Raw genomic sequence first — 21,846 nt, 5'->3', positions numbered from 1 at the left:
GCTTACTAATGGGTTATAGCAACTAAAAACCTATATATTATCGGCTTTAAAAAAGAAGTAAGAAAAATAAAAATCTTTTATTTTATTGAATATATGTTTTTTTATTGACAAAAGACATAAAAACGTATAGAATAATATATCGTAAAGAAGAAAATAGGAGAAGGACATGGCTAAGTCAAACTTTGAAAAAGTAGAATCAGTTGTTGGCTGGGTTCGTGATAAGAAAATCACAGGCTACCGTATCTCTAAAGAAACGAATGCGCGTGAAATGTCTATCATTGCTCTAGCGCAGGGTCGTGCAAAAGTAAAAAATATTTCATTTGAAACAGCTCTAGGTTTAATTGATTTCTATGAAAAAAATCATGAAAAATTTGAAGATTAATCTTTGGATAATGGCGGATTCTTGAATTGGGTCTGCCTTTTCATTTTGACCAAGCAAAAAGACTGCACGATTGATGCAGCCTTTTCTTTTTATTTGAGATAACGTTGAAGGAATTCTTTTGTACGGTCTTCTTTAGGATTGGTGAAGAGATCTTCTGGTTTGCCTTCTTCAGCGATTACTCCCTTATCCATAAAGATCACACGGTGGGAGACATCACGGGCGAATTCCATTTCGTGGGTTACGACAATCATAGTCAAGCCTTCTTGGGCAAGTTCCTGCATGATTTTAAGTACTTCTCCAACCATTTCTGGATCGAGAGCTGATGTTGGTTCATCAAAGAGAATAGCATCAGGATTCATTGAAAGGGCACGAGCAATGGCCACACGTTGTTTTTGACCACCTGAGAGTTGTTTTGGTTTCGCTTGCCAGTAGCGTTCCCCCATACCGACCTTTTCTAGGTTTTCTTTGGCAATCTTTTCAGCTTCTGTACGTTCACGTTTAAGGACAGTTGTCTGAGCGACGATTGTATTTTCAAGAACGTTGAGATTTTCAAAGAGATTAAAGGATTGGAACACCATTCCCAACTTTTCACGGTATTGTGTGAGGTCATAACCTTTTTCGAGGATGTTTTGCCCATGATAAAGGATTTGTCCATCAGTTGGCGTTTCGAGTAGGTTAATGGAGCGGAGGAAGGTCGATTTTCCGCTTCCAGAGCTTCCGATGATAGAGATAACTTCTCCCTTGTGGACAGTGAGAGAAATGTCTTTTAGCACTTCGTTTTGTCCATAGGATTTTTTGAGGTGTTTAATTTCAAGGATTGCTTGTGTCATTATTTCAAATCCTCCGTTTGCATTTGATTAGCACCTGTAGTATAGGTATCCATATCCATTCGGCGTTCGATGAAGCGTAGGATACGTGTTACGGTAAAGGTGAGGACAAAGTAAATCACGGCGATGATTGTAAATGTCTGGAAGTATTGATAGGTTTGAGTTGCCACGGTATTTCCTGAGAAATAAAGTTCAACAACAGAGATAACGTTCAATACAGATGTATCTTTGATATTGATGACAAACTCATTACCAGTTGCTGGTAGGATATTGCGGACAACCTGAGGTAGCACAATCTTACGCATGGTTTGGTTATGGGTCATACCAAGAGCAGTCGCTGCTTCAAATTGTCCCTTATCAACTGCTAGGATACCACCACGGACGATTTCAGTCATGTAGGCACCAGTGTTGATTGAAACGATGAAGATAGCGGCCAGTGTACGATCAAGGTTGATACCGAAAGCTTGGGCAGTTCCATAGTAGATAACCATCGATTGAACGATCATTGGGGTACCACGGAAAATTTCAATGTAGACATTGAGTATCCAGCCGATTAGTTTTTGTAATCCATAAATGGCTTTATTCTCAGAGAGAGGAGCAGTACGGAAAACACCAATGGCAAGACCGATAATGAGACCTATGATGGTTCCGACGATAGAGATTAAAAGAGTGACACCAGCACCACGCAAGAGTTGTTGCCAGTTCTCAGAAAGAATTTTAGCGACTTGGCTAAAGAAACTACTGCTAGTCTCCTCAGTTGTTGTTGCTTCGGCGGGTTGTTCCTTGATCATACGATCCATCAAGGCAACTTGGTCGTCTTTTGAAATGGTTTCAATGCTGGCATTGATTTGGCTAATACGATTATCATCTTTACGAAGCCCGATAGCGATAGCCGTATCTTCTTCTCCAGTTTTGAAACCAGGTTCTACTTGAATCATTTTAAACTTAGAGTTCGCAGCTTCAGCAGTTAGTGCTTCTGGACGTTCAGAAACATAGGCATCGATGACACCAGCCTCAAGAGCTTGGCGCATTTGAGCGAAGTCTCCCATGGCTGTTTCTTTTTTAGCACCTGGGATTTGTGAAATCAAGTCATAAAGGTAAACACCTTGTTGAGAAGTAATTTTTGCACCATTAAAGTCATCCAAAGATTTGGCATTTGCATAGGCAGAATCTTTTTTGACAAGTAAAACTGGTTCGCTAGTGTAGTAACTGCTTGAAAAGGCAATTTCTTGTTTGCGTTCAGCAGTAGGACTCATACCTGCGATAATCATATCAATTTTACCAGAAGTAAGGGCAGGGACTAGACCTTCCCACTTGGTCTTAACAACCAAAGGTTCTTTACCTAAGTCTTTAGCGATTTTCTTGGCAATTTGGACATCGTATCCATTGGCATACTGGTTGGTTCCATCGATTTTGACAGCTCCATTGCTATCATCATCTTGGGTCCAGTTAAAGGGAGCATATGCTGCTTCCATCCCGATGCGTAAATATTCATCAGCTTGAGCAACATTGACAAGTCCTAGCATCAGCAAGAGACTTGTGAAAATAGATAAGTATATTTTTCTCATGATTTCTCCTATTTCTAATCTATTAAAAAATAACTGTCTCCTATTTTATCGAAAAAAACTTTATTTTTCAATATGGGTAAGCCCTTACTTGAGAAAAAATGATATAATGATAGCAAAGATAAAAAGGGGGCTTAGTTGATGAAAAAAACTTTTTTCTTACTGGTGTTAGGCTTGTTTTGCCTTCTGCCACTTTCTGTTTTTGCCATTGATTTTAAGATAAACTCTTATCAAGGTGATTTGTATATTCATGCAGACAATACGGCAGAATTTAGACAAAAGATAGTTTACCAGTTTGAGGAGGACTTTAAAGGCCAAATCGTGGGACTTGGACGTGCTGGCAAGATGCCTAGTGGATTTGACATTGATCCTCATCCAAAGGTTCAGGCCGCGAAAAATGGTGCTGAATTGACAGACGTTACTAGCGAAGTGATAGAAGGAGCAGATGGTTATACTGTTAAAGTTTATAATCCAGGTCAGGAAGGTGACACAGTTGAAGTTGACCTTGTCTGGAACTTAAAGAATTTGCTTTTCCTATATGATGACATTGCTGAATTAAATTGGCAACCTTTAACAGATAGTTCAGGGGCTATTGGAAAGTTTGAATTTCATGTAAGGGGAGATAAGGGGGCTGAAAAACTCTTTTTCCATACAGGGAAACTTTTTAGAGAGGGAACGATTGAAAAGAGTAACCTTGATTATACTATTCGTTTAGACAATCTTCCGGCTAAGCGTGGAGTTGAGTTGCATGCCTACTGGCCTCGGACCGATTTTGCTAGTGCTAGGGATCAGGGCTTGAAAGGGAATCGTTTAGAAGAGTTTAATAAGATAGAAGACTCGATTGTTAAAGAAAAAGAGCAAAGTAAACAACTTGTTACTTGGGTCTTCCCTTCCATACTTTCCATATCATTGTTATTGAGTGTCTGCTTCTATTTGATTTATAGAAGAAAGACCACTTCTTCAGTCAAATATGCCAAAAATCATCGTCTCTATGAACCACCAATGGAATTAGAGCCTATGGTTTTATCAGAGGCTGTCTACTCGACCTCCTTGGAGGAAGTGAGTCCCTTAGTCAAGGGGGCTGGCAAATTCACCTTTGATCAACTCATTCAAGCTACTTTGTTAGATGTAATAGACCGTGGGAATGTCTCTATCATTTCAGAAGGAGATGCAGTTGGCTTGAGGCTGGTAAGAGAAGATGCTTTGTCAAGTTTTGAGATAGACTGTCTAAATCTGGCTTTTTCAGGCAAAAAAGAAGAAACTCTTTCCAATTTGTTTGCAGATTATAAGGTATCTGATAGTCTTTATCGTAGAGCAAAAGTCTCTGATGAAAAACGGATTCAAGCAAAGGGGCGTCAGCTCAAATCGTCTTTTGAAGAAGTATTGAAAGAGATGCAAGAAGGAGTGAGAAATCGAGTTTCCTTCTGGGGCCTCCCAGATTATTATCGTTCCTTGACTGGTGGAGAAAAGGCCTTGCAGGTGGGTATGGGTATTTCCACTATCTTGCCCTTATTTATCGGATTTGGTTTGTTCTTGTACAGTTTAGACGTTCATGGCTATCTTTACCTCCCCTTGCCAATACTTGGTTTTCTAGGTTTGGTTTTGGCTGTTTTCTATTATTGGAAACTTCGACTAGATAATCGTGATGGTGTTCTAAATGAAGCGGGAGCTGAGGTCTACTATCTCTGGACCAGTTTTGAAAATATGTTGCGTGAGATTGCACGACTGGATCAGGCTGAATTGGAAAGTATTGTGGTCTGGAATCGCCTCTTGGTCTATGCAACCTTATTTGGCTATGCGGATAAGGTTAGTCATTTGATGAAGGTTCATCATATCCAAGTGGAAAATCCAGATATCAATCTCTATGTAGCTTATGGCTGGCACAGTATGTTTTATCATTCAAGCGCGCAAATGAGCCATTATGCCAGTGTCGCAAATACAGCAAGTACCTATTCTGTATCTTCTGGAAGTGGAAGTTCTGGCGGTGGCTTCTCTGGAGGCGGAGGCGGTGGCAGTATCGGCGCCTTTTAAAGAGAACTGCCATAGACTGAAAAAGTATGCTATAATGGAAGATAGAAAAAAGGAGTAATCTATGTATCTTATTGAAATTTTAAAATCTATCTTCTTCGGGATTGTTGAAGGAATTACGGAATGGTTGCCCATTTCCAGTACAGGTCACTTGATTTTAGCAGAGGAATTTATCCAATATCAAAATCAAAACGAAGCCTTTATGTCCATGTTTAATGTCGTGATTCAGCTTGGTGCTATTTTAGCAGTCATGGTGATTTATTTTAACAAGCTCAATCCTTTCAAACCGACTAAGGACAAGCAGGAAGTTCGTAAGACTTGGAGACTGTGGTTGAAGGTCTTAGTTGCTACTTTACCTTTGCTTGGTGTCTTTAAATTTGACGATTGGTTTGATACCCACTTCCATAATATGGTTTCTGTTGCTCTTATGTTGATTATCTATGGGATTGCCTTTATCTATTTGGAAAAGCGCAATAAAGCGCGTGCTATCGAGCCAAGTGTGACAGAGTTGGACAAGCTTCCTTATACGACAGCTTTCTATATCGGACTCTTCCAAGTTCTTGCCCTTTTGCCAGGAACTAGCCGTTCTGGGGCCACAATCGTCGGTGGTTTATTGAATGGAACCAGTCGTTCTGTTGTGACAGAATTTACCTTCTATCTTGGAATTCCTGTTATGTTTGGAGCTAGTGCCTTAAAGATTTTCAAATTTGTGAAAGCAGGACAACTCTTGAGCTTTGGGCAATTGTTCCTGCTATTGGTTGCGATGGGAGTAGCCTTTGCAGTTAGCATGGTCGCTATTCGTTTCTTGACGAGCTATGTGAAAAAACACGACTTTACTCTTTTTGGTAAATACCGCATCGTGCTTGGTGGTGTCTTGCTACTTTACAGCTTTGTTCGTTTATTTGTATAAGAAAAACCTTGAAGGGTCAGCTCTTCAAGGTTTTATACTCCATGAAAATCAAAAAGCAAACTAGGAAGCTAGCCGCAGGCTGCTCAAAGCACTGCTTTGAGGTTGTAAATAAGACTGACAGAGTCAGTAACATATACCTACGGTAAGGCGACGCTGACGTGGTTTGAAGATATTTTCGAAGAGTATTAAAATCCAGTCACGGTAATCCCCAGCAGGCGGACACCTCTTTCTTTCTCGTTTAATTCTTCATAGAGTTGCAGGGCTATTTGGCTTATCTGGCTAGCATCCTGTGTTTTTTGAATCAGACTTTTTCGTTTAGTAAGAGTTGAAAAGTCCTCGTAGCGGATTTTTAAAATGACAATTTTTCCAGCTTTTTCTTGTTGACTGAGATTGAGAGCGACTCTTTCTGATAGAAGAGTCAGCTCTTTTTTGATATCTTCTTCGGCACGGAGAATCTTTCCATAGGTTTTTTCCTTGCCGATTGATTTACGGATGCGATTGGATTTGACCGGGGAATTGTGAATACCACGAGCCTTTCGATAGAGGTCATAGCCCAGTCTGCCAAAACGGTCTATTAGGGTCACTTCAGGGATTTCAAGTAGATCAGCACCGGTAAAAACTCCCATTTGATGAAGTCTTTCCACCGTCTTTTTTCCTACTCCATGAAACTTGGAAATATCCATTTGTTTGAGAAAATCCTCAGCTTGTTCAGGTAGAATCACTGTCAAACCATGTGGCTTTTGATAATCGCTGGCCATTTTAGCTAAGAATTTGTTGTAGGAAACGCCAGCAGAAGCAGTTAGATGGAGTTCTTGCCAGATATCCTCTTGAATGAGGCGAGCAATTTTGACCGCTGACTTGATACCAAGTTTGTTTTCTGTCACATCCAAATAGGCTTCGTCAATGCTCATGGGTTCAATCAAATCTGTATAACGCTTAAAGATAGTTCGAACTTGGAGTCCCACAGCTTTATATTTTTCATAATTTCCTGAGATAAAGACGGCCTGGGGACATCGTTCATAAGCTTCCTTGGAACTCATAGCAGAATGGACACCAAAAGCTCGCGCCTCATAGCTACAAGTAGAAACGACTCCCCGCCCACCTGTTTGCCGAGGGTCGCTGCCGATAATGACAGGTTTTCCTCTGAGTTTAGGATTGTCTCTGATTTCTACCGCAGCAAAAAAGGCATCCATGTCAATATGGATGATTTTTCTTGACAAATCATTTAATAAAGGGAAAATTAACATGTCTAGCACCTTTTTACTGCTTATTTTCTTTTATTATACCCTTTTTTCTGAAAAAAAGAAAAAAGGACTTTGTTTTTTCAAAAATATAATACAGTTTGGAATGAAATATAGACTGTTTTAGAAAAGAAAGTGTAAAAATAGGGGTTTTCCACTTGTTGAAAACGATTACTGTGTGGTATACTTGTCTCATGAATGTAACAGATAGTTGTTACTAGAAAGAAAAAAGAGGACATTAACATGGTTGTTAAGACAGTTGTTGAAGCACAAGATATTTTTGATAAAGCTTGGGAAGGCTTCAAAGGCGTAGATTGGAAAGAAAAAGCAAGTGTATCACGCTTCGTACAAGCTAACTACACACCTTATGATGGAGACGAAAGCTTCCTTGCAGGACCAACAGAACGTTCACTTCACATCAAAAAAATTGTAGAAGAAACTAAGGCTCACTACGAAGAAACTCGTTTCCCAATGGACACTCGTCCAACATCTATCGCTGATATCCCTGCTGGATTTATCGATAAAGAAAACGAAGTTATCTTTGGTATCCAAAATGACGAACTCTTCAAATTGAACTTCATGCCAAAAGGTGGTATCCGTATGGCTGAAACTACTTTGAAAGAAAATGGATACGAACCAGACCCAGCTGTTCACGAAATCTTTACTAAATACGTAACAACAGTTAACGACGGTATCTTCCGTGCCTACACTTCAAATATCCGTCGCGCTCGTCACGCACACACTGTAACTGGTCTTCCAGATGCATACTCACGCGGACGTATCATCGGTGTTTACGCACGTCTTGCTCTTTACGGTGCAGACTACTTGATGCAAGAAAAAGTAAACGACTGGAATGCAATCGAAGAAATTGATGAAGAAACAATCCGTCTTCGTGAAGAAATCAACCTTCAATACCAAGCATTGCAACAAGTTGTTCGCTTGGGTGACCTTTACGGAGTTGACGTTCGCAAACCAGCGATGAACGTTAAAGAAGCAATCCAATGGGTTAACATCGCCTTCATGTCTGTCTGCCGTGTTATCAACGGTGCTGCTACATCTCTAGGACGTGTACCAATCGTATTGGATATCTTTGCAGAACGTGACCTTGCTCGTGGTACATTTACTGAATCAGAAATCCAAGAATTCGTTGATGATTTCGTTATGAAACTTCGTACAGTTAAATTTGCTCGTACAAAAGCTTATGACCAATTGTACTCAGGTGACCCAACTTTCATCACAACTTCTATGGCTGGTATGGGTAACGACGGTCGTCACCGTGTTACTAAGATGGACTACCGTTTCTTGAACACTCTTGACAATATCGGTAACTCTCCTGAGCCAAACTTGACAGTTCTTTGGACTGATAAATTGCCATACAACTTCCGTCGCTACTGTATGCACATGAGCCACAAACACTCTTCTATCCAATACGAAGGTGTAACAACAATGGCTAAAGACGGATATGGTGAAATGAGCTGTATCTCATGCTGTGTATCTCCACTTGACCCAGAAAATGAAGAACAACGCCACAACATCCAGTACTTCGGTGCGCGTGTAAACGTATTGAAAGCCCTTCTTACTGGTTTGAACGGTGGTTACGACGATGTACACAAAGACTACAAAGTATTTGACATCGAACCAATCCGTGACGAAGTTCTTGAATTCGAATCAGTTAAAGCTAACTTTGAAAAATCTCTTGACTGGTTGACTGACACTTACGTAGATGCTTTGAACATCATCCACTACATGACTGATAAGTACAACTACGAAGCTGTTCAAATGGCCTTCTTGCCAACTAAACAACGTGCGAACATGGGATTCGGTATCTGTGGATTTGCTAACACTGTTGATACATTGTCAGCTATCAAATACGCTACAGTTAAACCAATCCGTGACGAAAATGGCTACATCTACGATTACGAAACAATCGGTGAATACCCACGTTGGGGTGAAGATGACCCACGTTCAAACGAATTGGCAGAATGGTTGATCGAAGCTTACACTACTCGTCTACGTAGCCACAAACTTTACAAAGACGCAGAAGCTACAGTTTCACTTTTGACTATCACATCTAACGTTGCTTACTCTAAACAAACTGGTAACTCACCAGTTCACAAAGGTGTATACCTCAACGAAGATGGTTCTGTGAACTTGTCTAAACTTGAATTCTTCTCACCAGGTGCTAACCCATCTAACAAAGCTAAAGGTGGATGGTTGCAAAACTTGAACTCACTTTCTAGCCTTGACTTTAGTTATGCAGCTGACGGTATCTCATTGACAACTCAAGTTTCACCTCGCGCTCTTGGTAAGACTCGTGACGAACAAGTTGATAACTTGGTAACAATCCTTGATGGTTACTTCGAAAACGGTGGACAACACGTTAACTTGAACGTTATGGACTTGAACGATGTTTACGAAAAGATCATGTCTGGTGAAGACGTTATCGTACGTATCTCTGGATACTGTGTAAACACTAAATACCTCACTCCAGAACAAAAAACTGAATTGACACAACGTGTCTTCCACGAAGTTCTTTCAATGGATGATGCCTTGGATGCATTGAGCTAATCAAGTTCTTTAATAATGAAATAAGTAACCCTCGGTCAGTCGACTGAGGGTTGTTTTTTGGATTATTAAATTCCTTAAGTCAGGCACTGAAATATCTGACCGGGATTCAAAGATACTTGTTGAGTTGCGGTAGGTATTTGATACTCAATGAAAATCAAAGAGCAAACTAGGAAGCTAGCCGCAGGCTGTACATGAGTACGGCAAGGTGACGTTGACGTGATTTGAATAGTATAAAAACACCACACTTTGTAAGACACAAGGTGTGGTTGTATTTTATCTCTTAGACCAAGTCCTCTTCATAAAGAGAAGTAGGATTGGATAAATCTCCAAACGACCTGCAATCATTGCAAAGGAGAGGAGAATTTTTGAGATAGGACTAAAGATTGAGAAGCTAGAAGTTGTTCCTAGAATAGGCCCGATATTATTGAAACAGCTGAAGACAGTGCTGGTCACAACTAGAAAATCATTGCTATCTAGGCTGACAATAAAGATAAGTGCTAGCAAAATCATAGCATAGATGACAAAGTACTTGAGAATCTTATGCTGGGTATCCTTATCAATCACTGTTTTATTAACATGGAGGGTCAAAACACGGTGGGGGGATAGGATTGACAAAATCTGGTTTTTGGCAATTTTTGAAAGGATGAGGCCTCGAATAACCTTGAGTCCACCTGCGGTTGAACCAGCAGAACCACCGATTCCCATGAGGAAGAGAAGGATAAACTGAGAGAAGAGGGGCCAGTTGGTAATGTCTCCATATCCAAAACCAGTTGTTGTAATGATGTTGGAAACCTGGAAGAAGGCCATTTCAAAGCTCTTAGAAAATCCTGGATAGAGATAGAGGGTATTAAGACTAATCAAGCCTGTAGAAACCAGTACGATGACCAAGTAAGCCCGAAGTTCTTCATCTCCTAAGAAGGCTTTGACGCGACGGAGCATGAGGTAGTAGTAGAGGTTGAAATTTACCCCAAAAACCAGAACTCCGATACTAACCAGATAGGTAATTAGTGAGCTGCCATAGTGAGCAATTCCATCGTTATAGACTGTAAAACCTCCTGTACCTGCTGTCCCCATAGCGATGACAAAACTATCAAATAGGGGCATGCCAGCTAGATAATAGATAATGACAAAGAGGGAAAAGAGAGCTAGATAAAGGAGATAGAGAATTTGGGCAGTATTTTTGAGCTTGGATACAACCTTACCAAAAACAGGGCCAGGAACCTCAGCTTTCATCACCTCTAGGTGGCTATTCTTGGCATTATCCATAATAGCAAGTGCAAAAACAAGCACTCCCATTCCTCCAATCAAGTGGGTAAAACTTCGCCAGAAGAGAAGGGAACGACTTAGAACTGAAACGTCGTTCAGAATAGTTGCTCCAGTAGTTGTAAAGCCAGAACTAATCTCAAAAAAGGCATCGATAACGCTGGGAATTTGCCCAGAAAAGACAAAGGGGAGACCGCCAAAGAAAGACCATAGGATCCAACAGAGGGCCACAATCAAGATTCCCTCCTTGGCATAAATCCGTTGATTTTTTGGTTTTTGCAAACTCCCTGAACCGCCTAGCAATACGAGAATCCCTATTGTTGAAAAGAGGGCTGTAAAAACTTGGCTAGATTCATGGTAATAGATAGCAACAGCCACAGGAACCAAAAGAAGAACAGCTTCAATCAGAAGTAACTTTGAAAGGAGGTAACGAATCATACTTTTATTCATCTCTTACCTCGCGATTAAGTCATAAATCTTAGTGATATTCGGCAGTAAGGTCGTTACTAGAAGTTTGTCACCGACTTCAAGCATATCCTCTCCAGTAGGGAAAATCGTTTTGCCTTTTCGAATGATGGCTGCAATAAGAACTCCTTTTTTCAATTTTAGTTGAGAAAGAGGTTTGGCAGTCATTTTATTGGCTTCCTTGATATGGAATTGCAGGGTTTCGATTTGGCCATTGGCTAGATGGTGCATGGCTTGAAGGTCTGAATACTGAGCATTAACACGACCACGAATAAAGTGCATGATTGTATCTACAGCGATGATTTTCGGAGTGATAATGCTTGAGAAATCAGGCGCATGAATAATTTCAAGGAGACTAGTTCTGTTAACCTTGCTAATATTTTTTTGCACCCCGACACTATCCAGGAACATAGAAGTAATAATATTCTCTTCGTCAACTCCTGTTAGGGTTGCTACTGCATCATAGTTTTGAGCACTTTCTTCTAGTAAGATATCTTTTGCGGTACCATCTCCTTGGACAATATACAGATTAGGGAATTTCTCACTAAAGAAACGTGCCCTTTCAGGATTAATCTCGATGACTTTTGTATCAATACGACTGTCTTTGAGGATACCTAGTAGATAATAGGCAATTCTACCTGCTCCAACGATGAGAAGGCTCTTCACAGCACGAGATTTGAAATAATTATGGAAGAGCATCATATCAACACGGTTACCAGTGACAAAGATTCTATCTTTATCCTGTATGGTCATATCACCACTTGGGATGATAATTTGATGATCCCTTTCTATAGCGCAGACAATGACATTGCCAAATTTTTTCCGAAAATCAGAAATGGGCATTTGGCAAAGACTGCTAGTTGATTTGACGACAAATTCCATCAGGCTAACGCGTCCACCAGCAAAGCGTTCGACAGATAGGGCGTTGGGGAAGTCAATGATATTGGCGATAGCGCGGGCAGCTAAGAGTTCAGGGTTAACGATAAGAGAAAAACCGAGAATATTCTTTTCTTTGAAATAAGAGTTAGAATATTCAGGATTGCGCACCCGAACGATGGTTTCTTTAGCTCCCATTTTTTTGGCTAGAACTGCTGCAATCATGTTCACTTCATCGTATTCAGTCAAGGCGATAAAGATATCACAATCCTGAACACTGGCTTGCTCAAGGATGGTGAAATCGGCCCCGTTACCAAGGATACCCATGATATCAAAGCGATTAACAATATGATTGAGAACAGCTTCGTCTTGCTCAATCAGCAAAACATCATGCTTTTCTGCAACCAAGGAGCGACAGAGGGCAAAACCAACTTTTCCCCCTCCGACAAGGATAATTTTCATAATAAAACCTACTTTTTCATGATGTAACTATCATACCCTTTTTCAAGAAAAAATGCACCTACTAGCTAATAACCAGAGCTTTTAATGGAATTTTGTTATAAGGTAAAACTATATCCCAATCATTTAAAATAGCTATTAGCACCTTTCTCTGAAATATGGTATGATAAAGGGTATACAAGGAGACAAAATGAATAATAATTTACTGGTATTACAATCAGACTTTGGTCTGGTTGATGGTGCGGTATCGGCTATGATTGGAGTGGCTTTAGAAGAGTCCCCAACCTTAAAAATCCATCACTTGACGCACGATATCACGCCTTATAATATTTTTGAGGGGAGCTATCGTCTCTTTCAGACGGTGGATTACTGGCCTGAGGGAACGACTTTTGTATCGGTTGTCGATCCAGGTGTCGGTTCGAAACGTAAGAGCGTGGTTGCCAAGACTGCAAAAAATCAATACATTGTCACGCCAGACAATGGGACGCTTTCTTTTATCAAAAAACACGTTGGCATTGTAGCTATTCGTGAGATTTCTGAAGTAGCCAATAGACGTCAAAATACAGAGCATTCTTATACCTTCCACGGTCGTGATGTTTATGCCTATACTGGTGCTAAACTAGCCAGTGGTCACATTACTTTTGAGGAAGTGGGGCCAGAACTCAGTGTGGACCAGATTGTAGAGCTTCCAGTCGTAGAGACAATCATTGAGGATCATCTGGTGAAGGGAGCAATCGACATTCTGGATGTGCGTTTCGGTTCGCTTTGGACCTCTATCACGCGAGGAGAATTTTACAAGCTGGAACCAGAATTCGGTGATCGTTTTGAAGTGACTATCTATCATGCAGATATGCTGGTCTATCAAAATCAGGTTGTTTATGGCAAATCATTTGCGGATGTGAGAATTGGGCAACCAATCCTTTACATTAATTCTCTCTATCGTTTAGGTCTGGCTATTAACCAAGGTTCTTTTGCCAAGGCTTATAATGTAGGTGTCGGTTCATCTTGGACCATTGAAATAAAGAAAATAGAATCATAAAATAGGAGAATATAGATGAAAAATCAATCAATTAAACAAGTTGTTGCTATCGGTGTTGGAGCTGCGCTCTTTGTTGTCATCGGGATGATCAGCATTCCGACGCCTGTTCCAAATACAAGCATCCAGCTTCAGTATGCGGTACAGAGCCTCTTGTCTATCATTTTTGGCCCTCTAGTGGGATTACTTGTTGGTTTAATTGGGCATGCAGTGAAGGACTCTCTTGCTGGCTACGGTCTTTGGTGGACTTGGATTATTGCTAGCGGTCTCTTTGGTCTAGCTGTAGGTCTCTTTAGAAAATACATTCGAGTAACACAGGGTATTTTTGGGTTGAAAGATATTGTCTTCTTTAACCTCATTCAGATTGTTGCAAATGCTCTTGTTTGGGGAGTCTTGGCACCACTTGGAGATGTTGTGATTTATCAAGAAGCGGCAGAAAAAGTATTTGCCCAAGGGATTGTTGCGGGAATTGCTAACGCTGTGACTATTGCTATTGCAGGAACTCTTCTTTTGATAGCTTATTCACGTACGCAGACTCGTTCAGGAAGTTTGAAAAAGGATTAACATAAGGGAAAAGGCTGGGCAACCGGTCTTTTTCACTACTTATAGACTAGTCAAGCAAGCTAGCTAGGCTGGGAATCTTTTTGGCGCTAAGATTTTAAGAGAAGAGACTGCAAGAAGAGTTCGATTTATGATAAAATAGAAGTCTAAGAAGCGAATGAAGAGAGTAAGATGAAAGAAGCTATAATTGAGTGGAAGGATTTCTCTTTCCAGTATGAAACGCAACAAGAACCGACCTTGCAAGGGGTGAATTTGACCATTTACAAGGGAGAGAAAGTCTTAATTGTTGGTCCATCTGGGTCAGGTAAGTCTACCTTGGGTCAGTGTTTGAATGGGATTATTCCCAATATTTACAAGGGGCAGAAGTCTGGAGAATTTTTGATCAAGGGGCAAGTAGCCTTTGATATGAGCATCTATGATAAATCTCATCTGGTCAGCACAGTTTTGCAGGATACAGATGGGCAGTTTATCGGTTTATCCGTAGCAGAGGATTTGGCTTTTGCTCTGGAAAATGATGTGACAGCTTTAGAAGAGATGAAAAGTCGTGTTCATAAATGGGCTGAAAAGCTGGACCTTCTTTCTTTGCTGAATCATCGTCCTCAGGATTTGTCTGGTGGACAAAAGCAGCGAGTTAGTCTAGCTGGTGTCTTGATTGATGAGAGTCCGATCCTTTTGTTTGATGAGCCACTCGCCAATCTAGATCCCAAGTCAGGTCAGGATATTATCGAATTGATTGACCATATTCATAAGGAGGAGGGGACGACGACCCTTATTATTGAGCACCGTTTGGAGGATGTTCTGCATCGCCCTGTGGATCGAATTGTCTTGATAAATGATGGTCGCATCCTCTTTAATGGGAGCCCTAACCAGCTACTGGCGACTGATCTGTTGACTCAAAATGGAATTCGAGAACCCCTTTATCTAACTACTCTCCGTCAATTGGGTGTGGATTTAGTCAAGGAAGAACAATTAGCAAATCTGGATAACTTGTCTATCTCAAAAGGCCAGATTCAGTTACAGACGGAGCTGGCAGAAGAAACCCAAGAATTGCAGTCACTCTTTAGATTAGAGGATGTGTCTTTTTCTTATGATGATAGACTGATTTTAAAATCCATTTATCTGGATATTAAAAAGGGCGAAAATATTGCCATTGTTGGAAAAAATGGAGCTGGGAAATCAACTCTAGCCAAGGCCTTAAGTAGCTTTATTCAGACGGAGGGCCGCTATCTTTGGGAAGGACAGGATATCAAAGGAGATTCTGTTGCAGAGCGGGCAGAACGAGTAGGCTATGTGCTGCAAAATCCCAATCAAATGATTTCAACCAATATGATTTTTGATGAGGTGGCTCTGGGACTACGTTTGCGAGGTGTGGACGAGCAGGAAATTGAAACGAGAGTCTATGAAACCTTGAAAATCTGTGGACTTTATGAATTTCGTAATTGGCCCATTTCTGCCCTATCATTTGGACAGAAAAAACGTGTCACCATTGCTTCGATTTTGGTTTTAGGAGCTGAAATTATCCTCCTAGATGAACCGACAGCTGGTCAAGACCAGAAGAACTATACTGAGATTATGGAATTTCTCGAAGAGCTGCATCAAAAAGGGCATACGATTGTCATGATTACTCATGATATGCAATTGATGCTGGATTATTCAGATCGGGCTCTTGTTATGGTGGACGGGGAATTGATTGCTGATACTGATCCAGCTAGTCTGTTGAGCAATCCTGAGTTATTAGTAAAAGCCAATCTAAAAGAAACTTCTATCTTCAACTTGGCTAAGAAACTCGACGTGGATCCACTTGCTTTGACGGCATTTTACAAAGAAAGGAGAGAAGGATGCAAGCAAAATTAATTGGTTACCAGCATAGAGATACTGTGATTCATCGCTTGTCAGGAGCTGGGAAACTTCTCTTTTTCATTCTCGTGTCATTGGCTGCCATGATTAGCTATGATACCAGACTGCTTGTTCTGATTGCTATTTTTTCGGTCTTTCTCCTCTATTTGTCAGAAATTCGCTTTAAAGATGTTTCCTTTGTAGCCGTTTTTGCGACGGTATTTGCCGTTTTAAACATCTTGATGGTCTATCTCTTTTCTCCTGAATATGGGGTTGGACTTTACGGAGAGAGAAGTGTGATTTGGCAGGGAATCGGAGCCTACACTCTGACCAGTCAAGAGCTCTTTTACCTGCTAAATCTGGCCATTAAGTACCTTTGCACCATTCCTCTGGCTATTATCTTTTTGATGACAACTCATCCTAGTCAGTTTGCTTCCAGTTTAAATCAAATTGGTGTGCCTTACAAGATTGCATATTCAGTTAGCCTGACCTTGCGCTATATTCCAGATTTGCAGGAAGAATTCTTTACCATCAAGATGTCACAGGAAGCGCGTGGGATGGAATTATCCAAGAAAGCTTCTCTCATGCAACGAATCAAAGGCAATCTGCGCATTATTACTCCTTTGATTTTTAGCTCTCTAGAACGCATTGATACTATCGCGACCGCTATGGAGCTTCGCCGTTTTGGAAAAGATAAAAAGCGGACTTGGTATAGTTACCAGGCCTTGAAAAAAGGAGATTATCTTACTTTGCTTTTGGCAACCTTATTTTTAGTAGCTAGTTTACTACTTATCTTGCAGAATCAGGGACGATTTTACAACCCTTGGAAATAGTATTGTCAAAGTTTTCATTAGATAAGTAAAGAGAAATTATTCTATAACTTTTTATTGATAGATGTTATGAGAAATAAAGTTAATAATTGTATGCTTGAAACTTTTTGATAAAATATGAATTAGTTTATCTACTTTGATAGTAGAATTTACACTACAAAATCAAAGTTATTCAAATATAATCATTTTCAACTAAGTTCAGTGTCATAATGTAGAGACGATATAAAATAGTAAAAGTACTTAATTTAAATCGTGTTAATTTCACTTTGTATAAACATGAGAAAATTTGAATGTAGATAATGATGGGAGAGGATTTGTAATGATCAGTTTAGAGCTGTTATCTGAAGAAAATAGTTTAGACGTCTATTCTTTTGAAAAAGAAAATCGAGAGTATTTTGAGCGGAATTTACCTCCTAGACCAGCTAACTATTTTGAGTTAGAAGCTTTTAAAGAAATTACGAGGGAATTGTTAAGGGAACAAGAGAATCATGATGTCTACATGCATCTTATTAGAGATGCACAAGGCGTTATGGTTGGAAGAATCAATTTAAGTGTTTTAGGGAAGGATAGAAAAACAGCAGAGCTTGGGTATAGGATTGGGGAAAATGTTAGCAATTTAGGATATGCAAGCGAAGCGGTTAAACTCGTTTTAGAAAAAGCCTTCACGACTTATGGTTTCAATAGAATCATTGCAGGAACGGCAATAGGTAATCTAGCTTCTCAGAGAGTGCTTTTAAAAAATGGCTTCACCTTTAGTAGGGTTATAGAAAATGACTTACAAATTCATAATGAGTGGGTTCATACAGCAGTATTTGAGATAACGAGGTCATAATATCATCATTCCCAGTCCACAGATAGGTATAAAAGAGTAAGCAATTTTTGCAGATATTTAAGAATTTTCTCCTAGAAACCCTTGGAAATAGCTTGAAAAAATTGAAAAAATCAAGTCGTTTCTATTGACAATGATTCTGAAAGTGTTATACTAAGAAAGTAGTTTCGCTGATTTACTTCAAACCTGTTGTGAGGTAAGTTAACGATGCCTTAACCACGCTGTTTGCTGAGCTTGACTCCGGGCAGTGTGGCTATTTTTTTGCAATGGTGAAAGGAAGCAAGTCATGACAAATCACATTGTATTATTTGAACCTCAAATTCCACAAAATACAGGCAATATCGCGCGTACTTGCGCTGCGACCAATTCTCCCCTCCACATCATCAAACCTATGGGCTTTCCTATTGATGACCGCAAGATGAAGCGGGCTGGTTTGGATTATTGGGATAAGCTAGAGATTTATTTTTACGAGAGTTTAGAGGATTTCCTGTCTCAGATGAAGGGAAAACTCTATCTGATTTCAAAATTCGCTGAGAAGGTGTATTCTGAGGTGGATTTATCGACTGATGAGGAGCATTATTTCCTCTTTGGGCGTGAAGACAAGGGCTTACCTGAGGATTTTATGCGGGAATATCCTGAGAAAGCTCTCCGTATTCCTATGAATGATGAACACGTCCGTAGCCTCAATGTCTCTAATACAGTATGCATGATTGTTTACGAAGCCCTTCGCCAGCAGAACTTTGCAGGTCTTGAGCTTGTTCATACCTATGAAGTGGATAAATTGAAATAAATAATGAAAATGAACAAAATGCTTGCGCTTGCAAGCGTTTTTTGTTATGATAAAAGAGTCTTCAGGGCAGGGTGAAATTCCCGACCGGCGGTAAATTTGACTAGCTATTTTAGCCAAATAAGTCCGCGAGCGCAAGCTGATGTGGTGAGATTCCACAACCGACAGTATAGTCTGGATGGGAGAAGACGAAAGAATGGCTTTGTCTGTTCTGATAGATTTATAGCCGGATTGTAACCGCTTGCTTTAATAGAGTGAGAGGGAACTTTTGGGATATAAAAAGTGAGAATAGATAGAGGAATCCTTTCCAACTTCTTCTGATTTTATAGAAAATTGGAGGAACCTGTTATGACAAACACACGTCGACTTTCGACCATTGCAATTCTATCAGCCATCTCATTTGTGCTGATGTACTTTGACTTTCCGCTCTTGCCAGCGGCATCCTTCCTCAAGATCGAATTTAGTATCTTGCCAGTCCTTGTGGGTTTGGTGGTCATGGATTTGCCTGCTGCTTTAGGAGTTCTCTTGCTTCGCTCACTCTTGAAACTGCTTCTTAACAGTCAGGGAGTGAATACTTACATTGGTTTGCCGATGAATATCGTGGCTTTGGGAGTTTTTGTCATCGTATTTGCTTTGATTTGGAAAAAGGAACGGACAACCCTTCGTTTCCTACTAGGCTCTCTAGCTGGAACTATTGGTTTGACCGTAGCTATGTTGGTTCTCAACTATGTTTACGCTGTTCCTTTGTACGCTAAGTTTGCTAACTTTGATATTGGAAAAATTTTGGGACTGTCCAACTACCTAATGACTATGGTATTGCCTTTTAACTTGATTGAGGGTGTAATCTTTTCCGTTTCATTCTGGTTGTTGTATGTTCTCTTGAAACCAACCTTAAAACATTATGAAAGATAAACAAACATTTTTAATGAAGGGCAGTTTTGCCCTTTTACTTTTCGTTATTCTTGGCTATATTGTCAAATTTTACCCTGAAACGCTGGTCGGTTTTGACCAACCGATTCAGACTGCCGTTCGAGGAGACTTACCAGATTATTTGACTATTCTTTTTAGGGCCATCACACGCTTGATTGATATTCCGGTGATTATCACTTGGGTTGTCATTACAGCTTTTATCTTTTATCGTAAGCGATGGAAGATTGAAAGCCTACTTATGCTGGCGAATTTGGCTTTAGCAGGTCTTTCAATCGTGACCTTTAAAAATATCTACCAGCGCTCACGACCAGCTATTTTACACTTGGTTGAGGAGAAAGGATTTTCCTTCCCAAGTGGGCATTCTCTGGCTGTAACCTTGATGATTGGCTCTCTGATTGTCATTCTCAGTCAACGGATTAAAAATCCAGTCTGGAGAAAAATCGTGCAAATCGTCCTTGCTCTCTACCTAGTCAGTGTGCTGGTATCAAGGGTCTATCTAGGAGTTCACTATCCATCAGACGTCCTTGCCAGTCTCTGTGTGGGTTTGGGAGTCCTGTTTATCGAGTTTCCCTTCTATGACAAGCTCCGCTTCCAATGGCGATTTAAAGGCAAGCAGAAGTGAGTATCAAATTCCCTTGAGGAGAAAGAAATGAAAGTCAATATAGCAGATCTTCATCCGACTCAACTATACTTATCAGAAAAGAAGTTGCAAGATATTCAGATGCTTTACCAGTCGGCAGAAAAAATCCAAGTCGATCCAATCAGTATTCTTGCGTTCGGAGATTGCTTGTTGATTACAGATGGGCATCACAGGGCTTATCAGGCTTTATTGGCAGGTCGGGATACGATTTCTGCTGAGTGGGATAGAGATGGTGGTGATGAACTATATCATCTCTATGTGCAAGCCTGCGAAGAAAGAAAAATTTACTCTGTTCTAGATTTAAAAAATCATATCTTAGCTCAAGATGAGTATGAAGCAAAATGGTATAACTGGTGTGATGGTTTTAATCAAGCAGTAACTCTTTTGTTGAAAAGGAAAGCAGATGAAATAGGCCCTACAAATAGGTAGTGCATTGTGTCTTGTTCCTTTTTATACTGAAATTAGTCTAATCTAACTTGTTTTTTAACTAAAAATCTGATAAACTATGTAGTAATTGAATAGAAATCTGCAAGACTAGTAACTCAAGGGAAGTATATCAGGGAGGAGAGCCGTGACTGCAAGCTCTCTATATGAAAGCTGGGTGAATTCACTTGCGCATGGATTTAGAAATGAAGGTCTGACTTGTCAGATAAAAACGGATGGTACCGCGTGTCAACGCTCCGAGTGGAGTTTTTGGCATGTGGTTTTCTTTTTATCTACGAGCGACTGATGGAGGAATTATGTCAACTATTGAAGAACAATTAAAAGCGCTTCGTGAAGAAACGCTGGCTAGCTTGAAGCAGATTACTGCTGAAAATGAAAAAGAGATGCAAGAATTGCGTGTCTCTGTCCTTGGTAAAAAGGGTTCGCTTACTGAAATTCTCAAAGGGATGAAAGATGTCTCTGCTGAGATGCGTCCAATCATCGGGAAACACGTCAATGAAGCTCGTGATGTATTGACCGCAGCCTTTGAAGAAACAGCTAAGCTTTTGGAAGAAAAGAAAGTTGCAGCTCAACTGGCTAGCGAGAGCATCGATGTGACGCTTCCAGGTCGTCCAGTTGCGACTGGTCACCGTCATGTCCTCACACAAACCAGTGAGGAAATCGAAGATATTTTCATTGGGATGGGTTACCAAGTCGTGGATGGTTTTGAAGTGGAGCAAGACTACTACAACTTTGAGCGTATGAATCTTCCAAAAGATCACCCAGCCCGTGATATGCAGGACACTTTCTACATCACAGAAGAAATCTTGCTTCGTACCCACACGTCTCCAGTTCAGGCGCGTGCTATGGATGCTCATGATTTTTCTAAAGGTCCTTTGAAAATGATCTCACCAGGGCGTGTGTTCCGTCGTGATACGGACGATGCAACCCACAGTCACCAATTCCACCAAATCGAAGGTTTGGTTGTAGGGAAAAATATCTCTATGGCAGATCTTCAAGGAACCCTTCAATTGATTGTGCAAAAGATGTTCGGCGAAGAGCGTCAAATTCGTTTGCGTCCATCTTATTTCCCATTCACAGAGCCATCTGTTGAGGTGGATGTTTCTTGCTTCAAGTGTGGTGGAGATGGCTGTAACGTATGTAAGAAAACTGGTTGGATCGAGATTATGGGTGCCGGTATGGTTCACCCACGTGTCCTTGAGATGAGTGGTATCGATGCGACTGTTTACTCTGGATTTGCCTTTGGTCTTGGACAAGAGCGTGTAGCTATGCTCCGTTACGGAATCAACGATATCCGTGGATTCTACCAAGGAGATGTCCGCTTCTCAGAACAGTTTAAATAAGATTGAAACATGTAATACAGTCCTAG

Annotated in this window: 19 protein-coding genes and 1 other annotated feature; of the genes, 14 read left to right on the top strand and 5 right to left on the bottom strand. The window is 40.4% G+C overall.

Annotation, left to right across the window (positions count from 1 at the left end; all coding sequences use genetic code 11):
* Positions 1–166 precede the first annotated feature (166 nt).
* On the top strand, positions 167–382 hold the full coding sequence (locus AXK38_08845) for a hypothetical protein (protein ID AMH89342.1): 216 nt from the start codon (positions 167–169) through the stop codon (positions 380–382).
* A gap of 89 nt (positions 383–471) precedes the next feature.
* Here the strand turns inward: AXK38_08845 and AXK38_08840 are convergent, their stop codons facing one another.
* Positions 472–1,212 (bottom strand): ABC transporter, encoded by a 741-nt coding sequence (locus AXK38_08840; protein ID AMH89341.1) that lies wholly within the window; start codon positions 1,210–1,212, stop codon positions 472–474.
* Positions 1,212–2,777, bottom strand: coding sequence for a glutamine ABC transporter substrate-binding protein (locus tag AXK38_08835; protein AMH89340.1), 1,566 nt, complete (start codon positions 2,775–2,777; stop codon positions 1,212–1,214). Before AXK38_08835 ends, AXK38_08840 begins: the two co-directional genes overlap by 1 nt.
* A 138-nt stretch (positions 2,778–2,915) precedes the next feature.
* Between AXK38_08835 and AXK38_08830 the strand changes: the two genes are divergently transcribed.
* Both AXK38_08830 and AXK38_08825 read left to right on the top strand, forming a co-directional pair.
* On the top strand, positions 2,916–4,805 hold the full coding sequence (locus AXK38_08830) for a threonine dehydratase (GenBank protein ID AMH89339.1): 1,890 nt from the start codon (positions 2,916–2,918) through the stop codon (positions 4,803–4,805).
* Between the two features lie 61 nt (positions 4,806–4,866).
* The gene (locus AXK38_08825) at positions 4,867–5,712 is read left to right on the top strand and encodes an undecaprenyl-diphosphatase (GenBank protein ID AMH89338.1); all 846 of its coding nucleotides are present in this window, start codon (positions 4,867–4,869) and stop codon (positions 5,710–5,712) included.
* 185 nt (positions 5,713–5,897) lie between these two features.
* Here the strand turns inward: AXK38_08825 and AXK38_08820 are convergent, their stop codons facing one another.
* Positions 5,898–6,959 carry a DNA polymerase IV gene (locus tag AXK38_08820; GenBank protein ID AMH89337.1) on the bottom strand — a complete coding sequence of 354 codons (1,062 nt, stop codon included), beginning with the start codon at positions 6,957–6,959 and terminating at the stop codon, positions 5,898–5,900.
* A gap of 237 nt (positions 6,960–7,196) precedes the next feature.
* Here AXK38_08820 and AXK38_08815 point away from each other — a divergent pair, with 237 nt between their 5' ends.
* The gene (locus AXK38_08815; GenBank protein ID AMH89336.1) at positions 7,197–9,521 is read left to right on the top strand and encodes a formate acetyltransferase; all 2,325 of its coding nucleotides are present in this window, start codon (positions 7,197–7,199) and stop codon (positions 9,519–9,521) included.
* 273 nt (positions 9,522–9,794) lie between these two features.
* Here AXK38_08815 and AXK38_08810 read toward each other — a convergent pair whose 3' ends face one another.
* Together AXK38_08810 and AXK38_08805 are read right to left on the bottom strand one after the other, a co-directional pair.
* The gene (locus AXK38_08810; GenBank protein ID AMH89335.1) at positions 9,795–11,234 is read right to left on the bottom strand and encodes a Trk system potassium transporter TrkH; all 1,440 of its coding nucleotides are present in this window, start codon (positions 11,232–11,234) and stop codon (positions 9,795–9,797) included.
* A 3-nt stretch (positions 11,235–11,237) separates the two neighbouring features.
* A complete protein-coding gene (locus AXK38_08805) occupies positions 11,238–12,587 on the bottom strand; it encodes a potassium transporter TrkA (protein AMH89334.1) in 1,350 nt (449 codons plus the stop codon).
* A gap of 187 nt (positions 12,588–12,774) precedes the next feature.
* Between AXK38_08805 and AXK38_08800 the strand changes: the two genes are divergently transcribed.
* From AXK38_08800 to pheS, 10 genes are all read left to right on the top strand, one after another.
* Positions 12,775–13,623: a DNA-directed RNA polymerase subunit delta gene (locus AXK38_08800; protein ID AMH89333.1), complete on the top strand. Its 849-nt coding sequence runs from the start codon at positions 12,775–12,777 to the stop codon at positions 13,621–13,623.
* Positions 13,624–13,638: 15 nt separating this feature from the next.
* Complete coding sequence (locus AXK38_08795; GenBank protein AMH89332.1) at positions 13,639–14,184, top strand: hypothetical protein; 546 nt, start codon at positions 13,639–13,641, stop codon at positions 14,182–14,184.
* Between the two features lie 168 nt (positions 14,185–14,352).
* A complete protein-coding gene (locus AXK38_08790; protein ID AMH89331.1) occupies positions 14,353–16,035 on the top strand; it encodes a heme ABC transporter ATP-binding protein in 1,683 nt (560 codons plus the stop codon).
* Positions 16,020–16,850, top strand: coding sequence for a cobalt ABC transporter permease (locus AXK38_08785; protein ID AMH89330.1), 831 nt, complete (start codon positions 16,020–16,022; stop codon positions 16,848–16,850). Before AXK38_08790 ends, AXK38_08785 begins: the two co-directional genes overlap by 16 nt.
* A gap of 316 nt (positions 16,851–17,166) precedes the next feature.
* Positions 17,167–17,679, top strand: coding sequence for a GCN5 family acetyltransferase (locus AXK38_08780; GenBank protein ID AMH89677.1), 513 nt, complete (start codon positions 17,167–17,169; stop codon positions 17,677–17,679).
* A 283-nt stretch (positions 17,680–17,962) separates the two neighbouring features.
* Entirely contained in the window at positions 17,963–18,466 is a 504-nt protein-coding gene (locus AXK38_08775; GenBank protein ID AMH89329.1) for an RNA methyltransferase, read from the top strand.
* 53 nt (positions 18,467–18,519) lie between these two features.
* Positions 18,520–18,657 (top strand) — a binding site (FMN riboswitch).
* A gap of 154 nt (positions 18,658–18,811) precedes the next feature.
* A complete protein-coding gene (locus AXK38_08770; GenBank protein ID AMH89328.1) occupies positions 18,812–19,375 on the top strand; it encodes a hypothetical protein in 564 nt (187 codons plus the stop codon).
* On the top strand, positions 19,365–20,015 hold the full coding sequence (locus AXK38_08765) for a phosphatase (GenBank protein ID AMH89327.1): 651 nt from the start codon (positions 19,365–19,367) through the stop codon (positions 20,013–20,015). Before AXK38_08770 ends, AXK38_08765 begins: the two co-directional genes overlap by 11 nt.
* A 27-nt stretch (positions 20,016–20,042) precedes the next feature.
* Positions 20,043–20,462: a chromosome partitioning protein ParB gene (locus AXK38_08760; GenBank protein ID AMH89326.1), complete on the top strand. Its 420-nt coding sequence runs from the start codon at positions 20,043–20,045 to the stop codon at positions 20,460–20,462.
* 311 nt (positions 20,463–20,773) lie between these two features.
* Positions 20,774–21,820, top strand: coding sequence for a phenylalanine--tRNA ligase subunit alpha (pheS, locus tag AXK38_08755; GenBank protein ID AMH89676.1), 1,047 nt, complete (start codon positions 20,774–20,776; stop codon positions 21,818–21,820).
* Positions 21,821–21,846: the final 26 nt, after the last annotated feature.

The organism is Streptococcus mitis, from assembly GCA_001560895.1.
GTDB lineage: Bacteria > Bacillota > Bacilli > Lactobacillales > Streptococcaceae > Streptococcus > Streptococcus mitis_Q.
The sequence above is the reverse complement of the archived record's forward strand: the minus strand, read 5'-3'. Positions and strand labels throughout refer to the sequence as shown.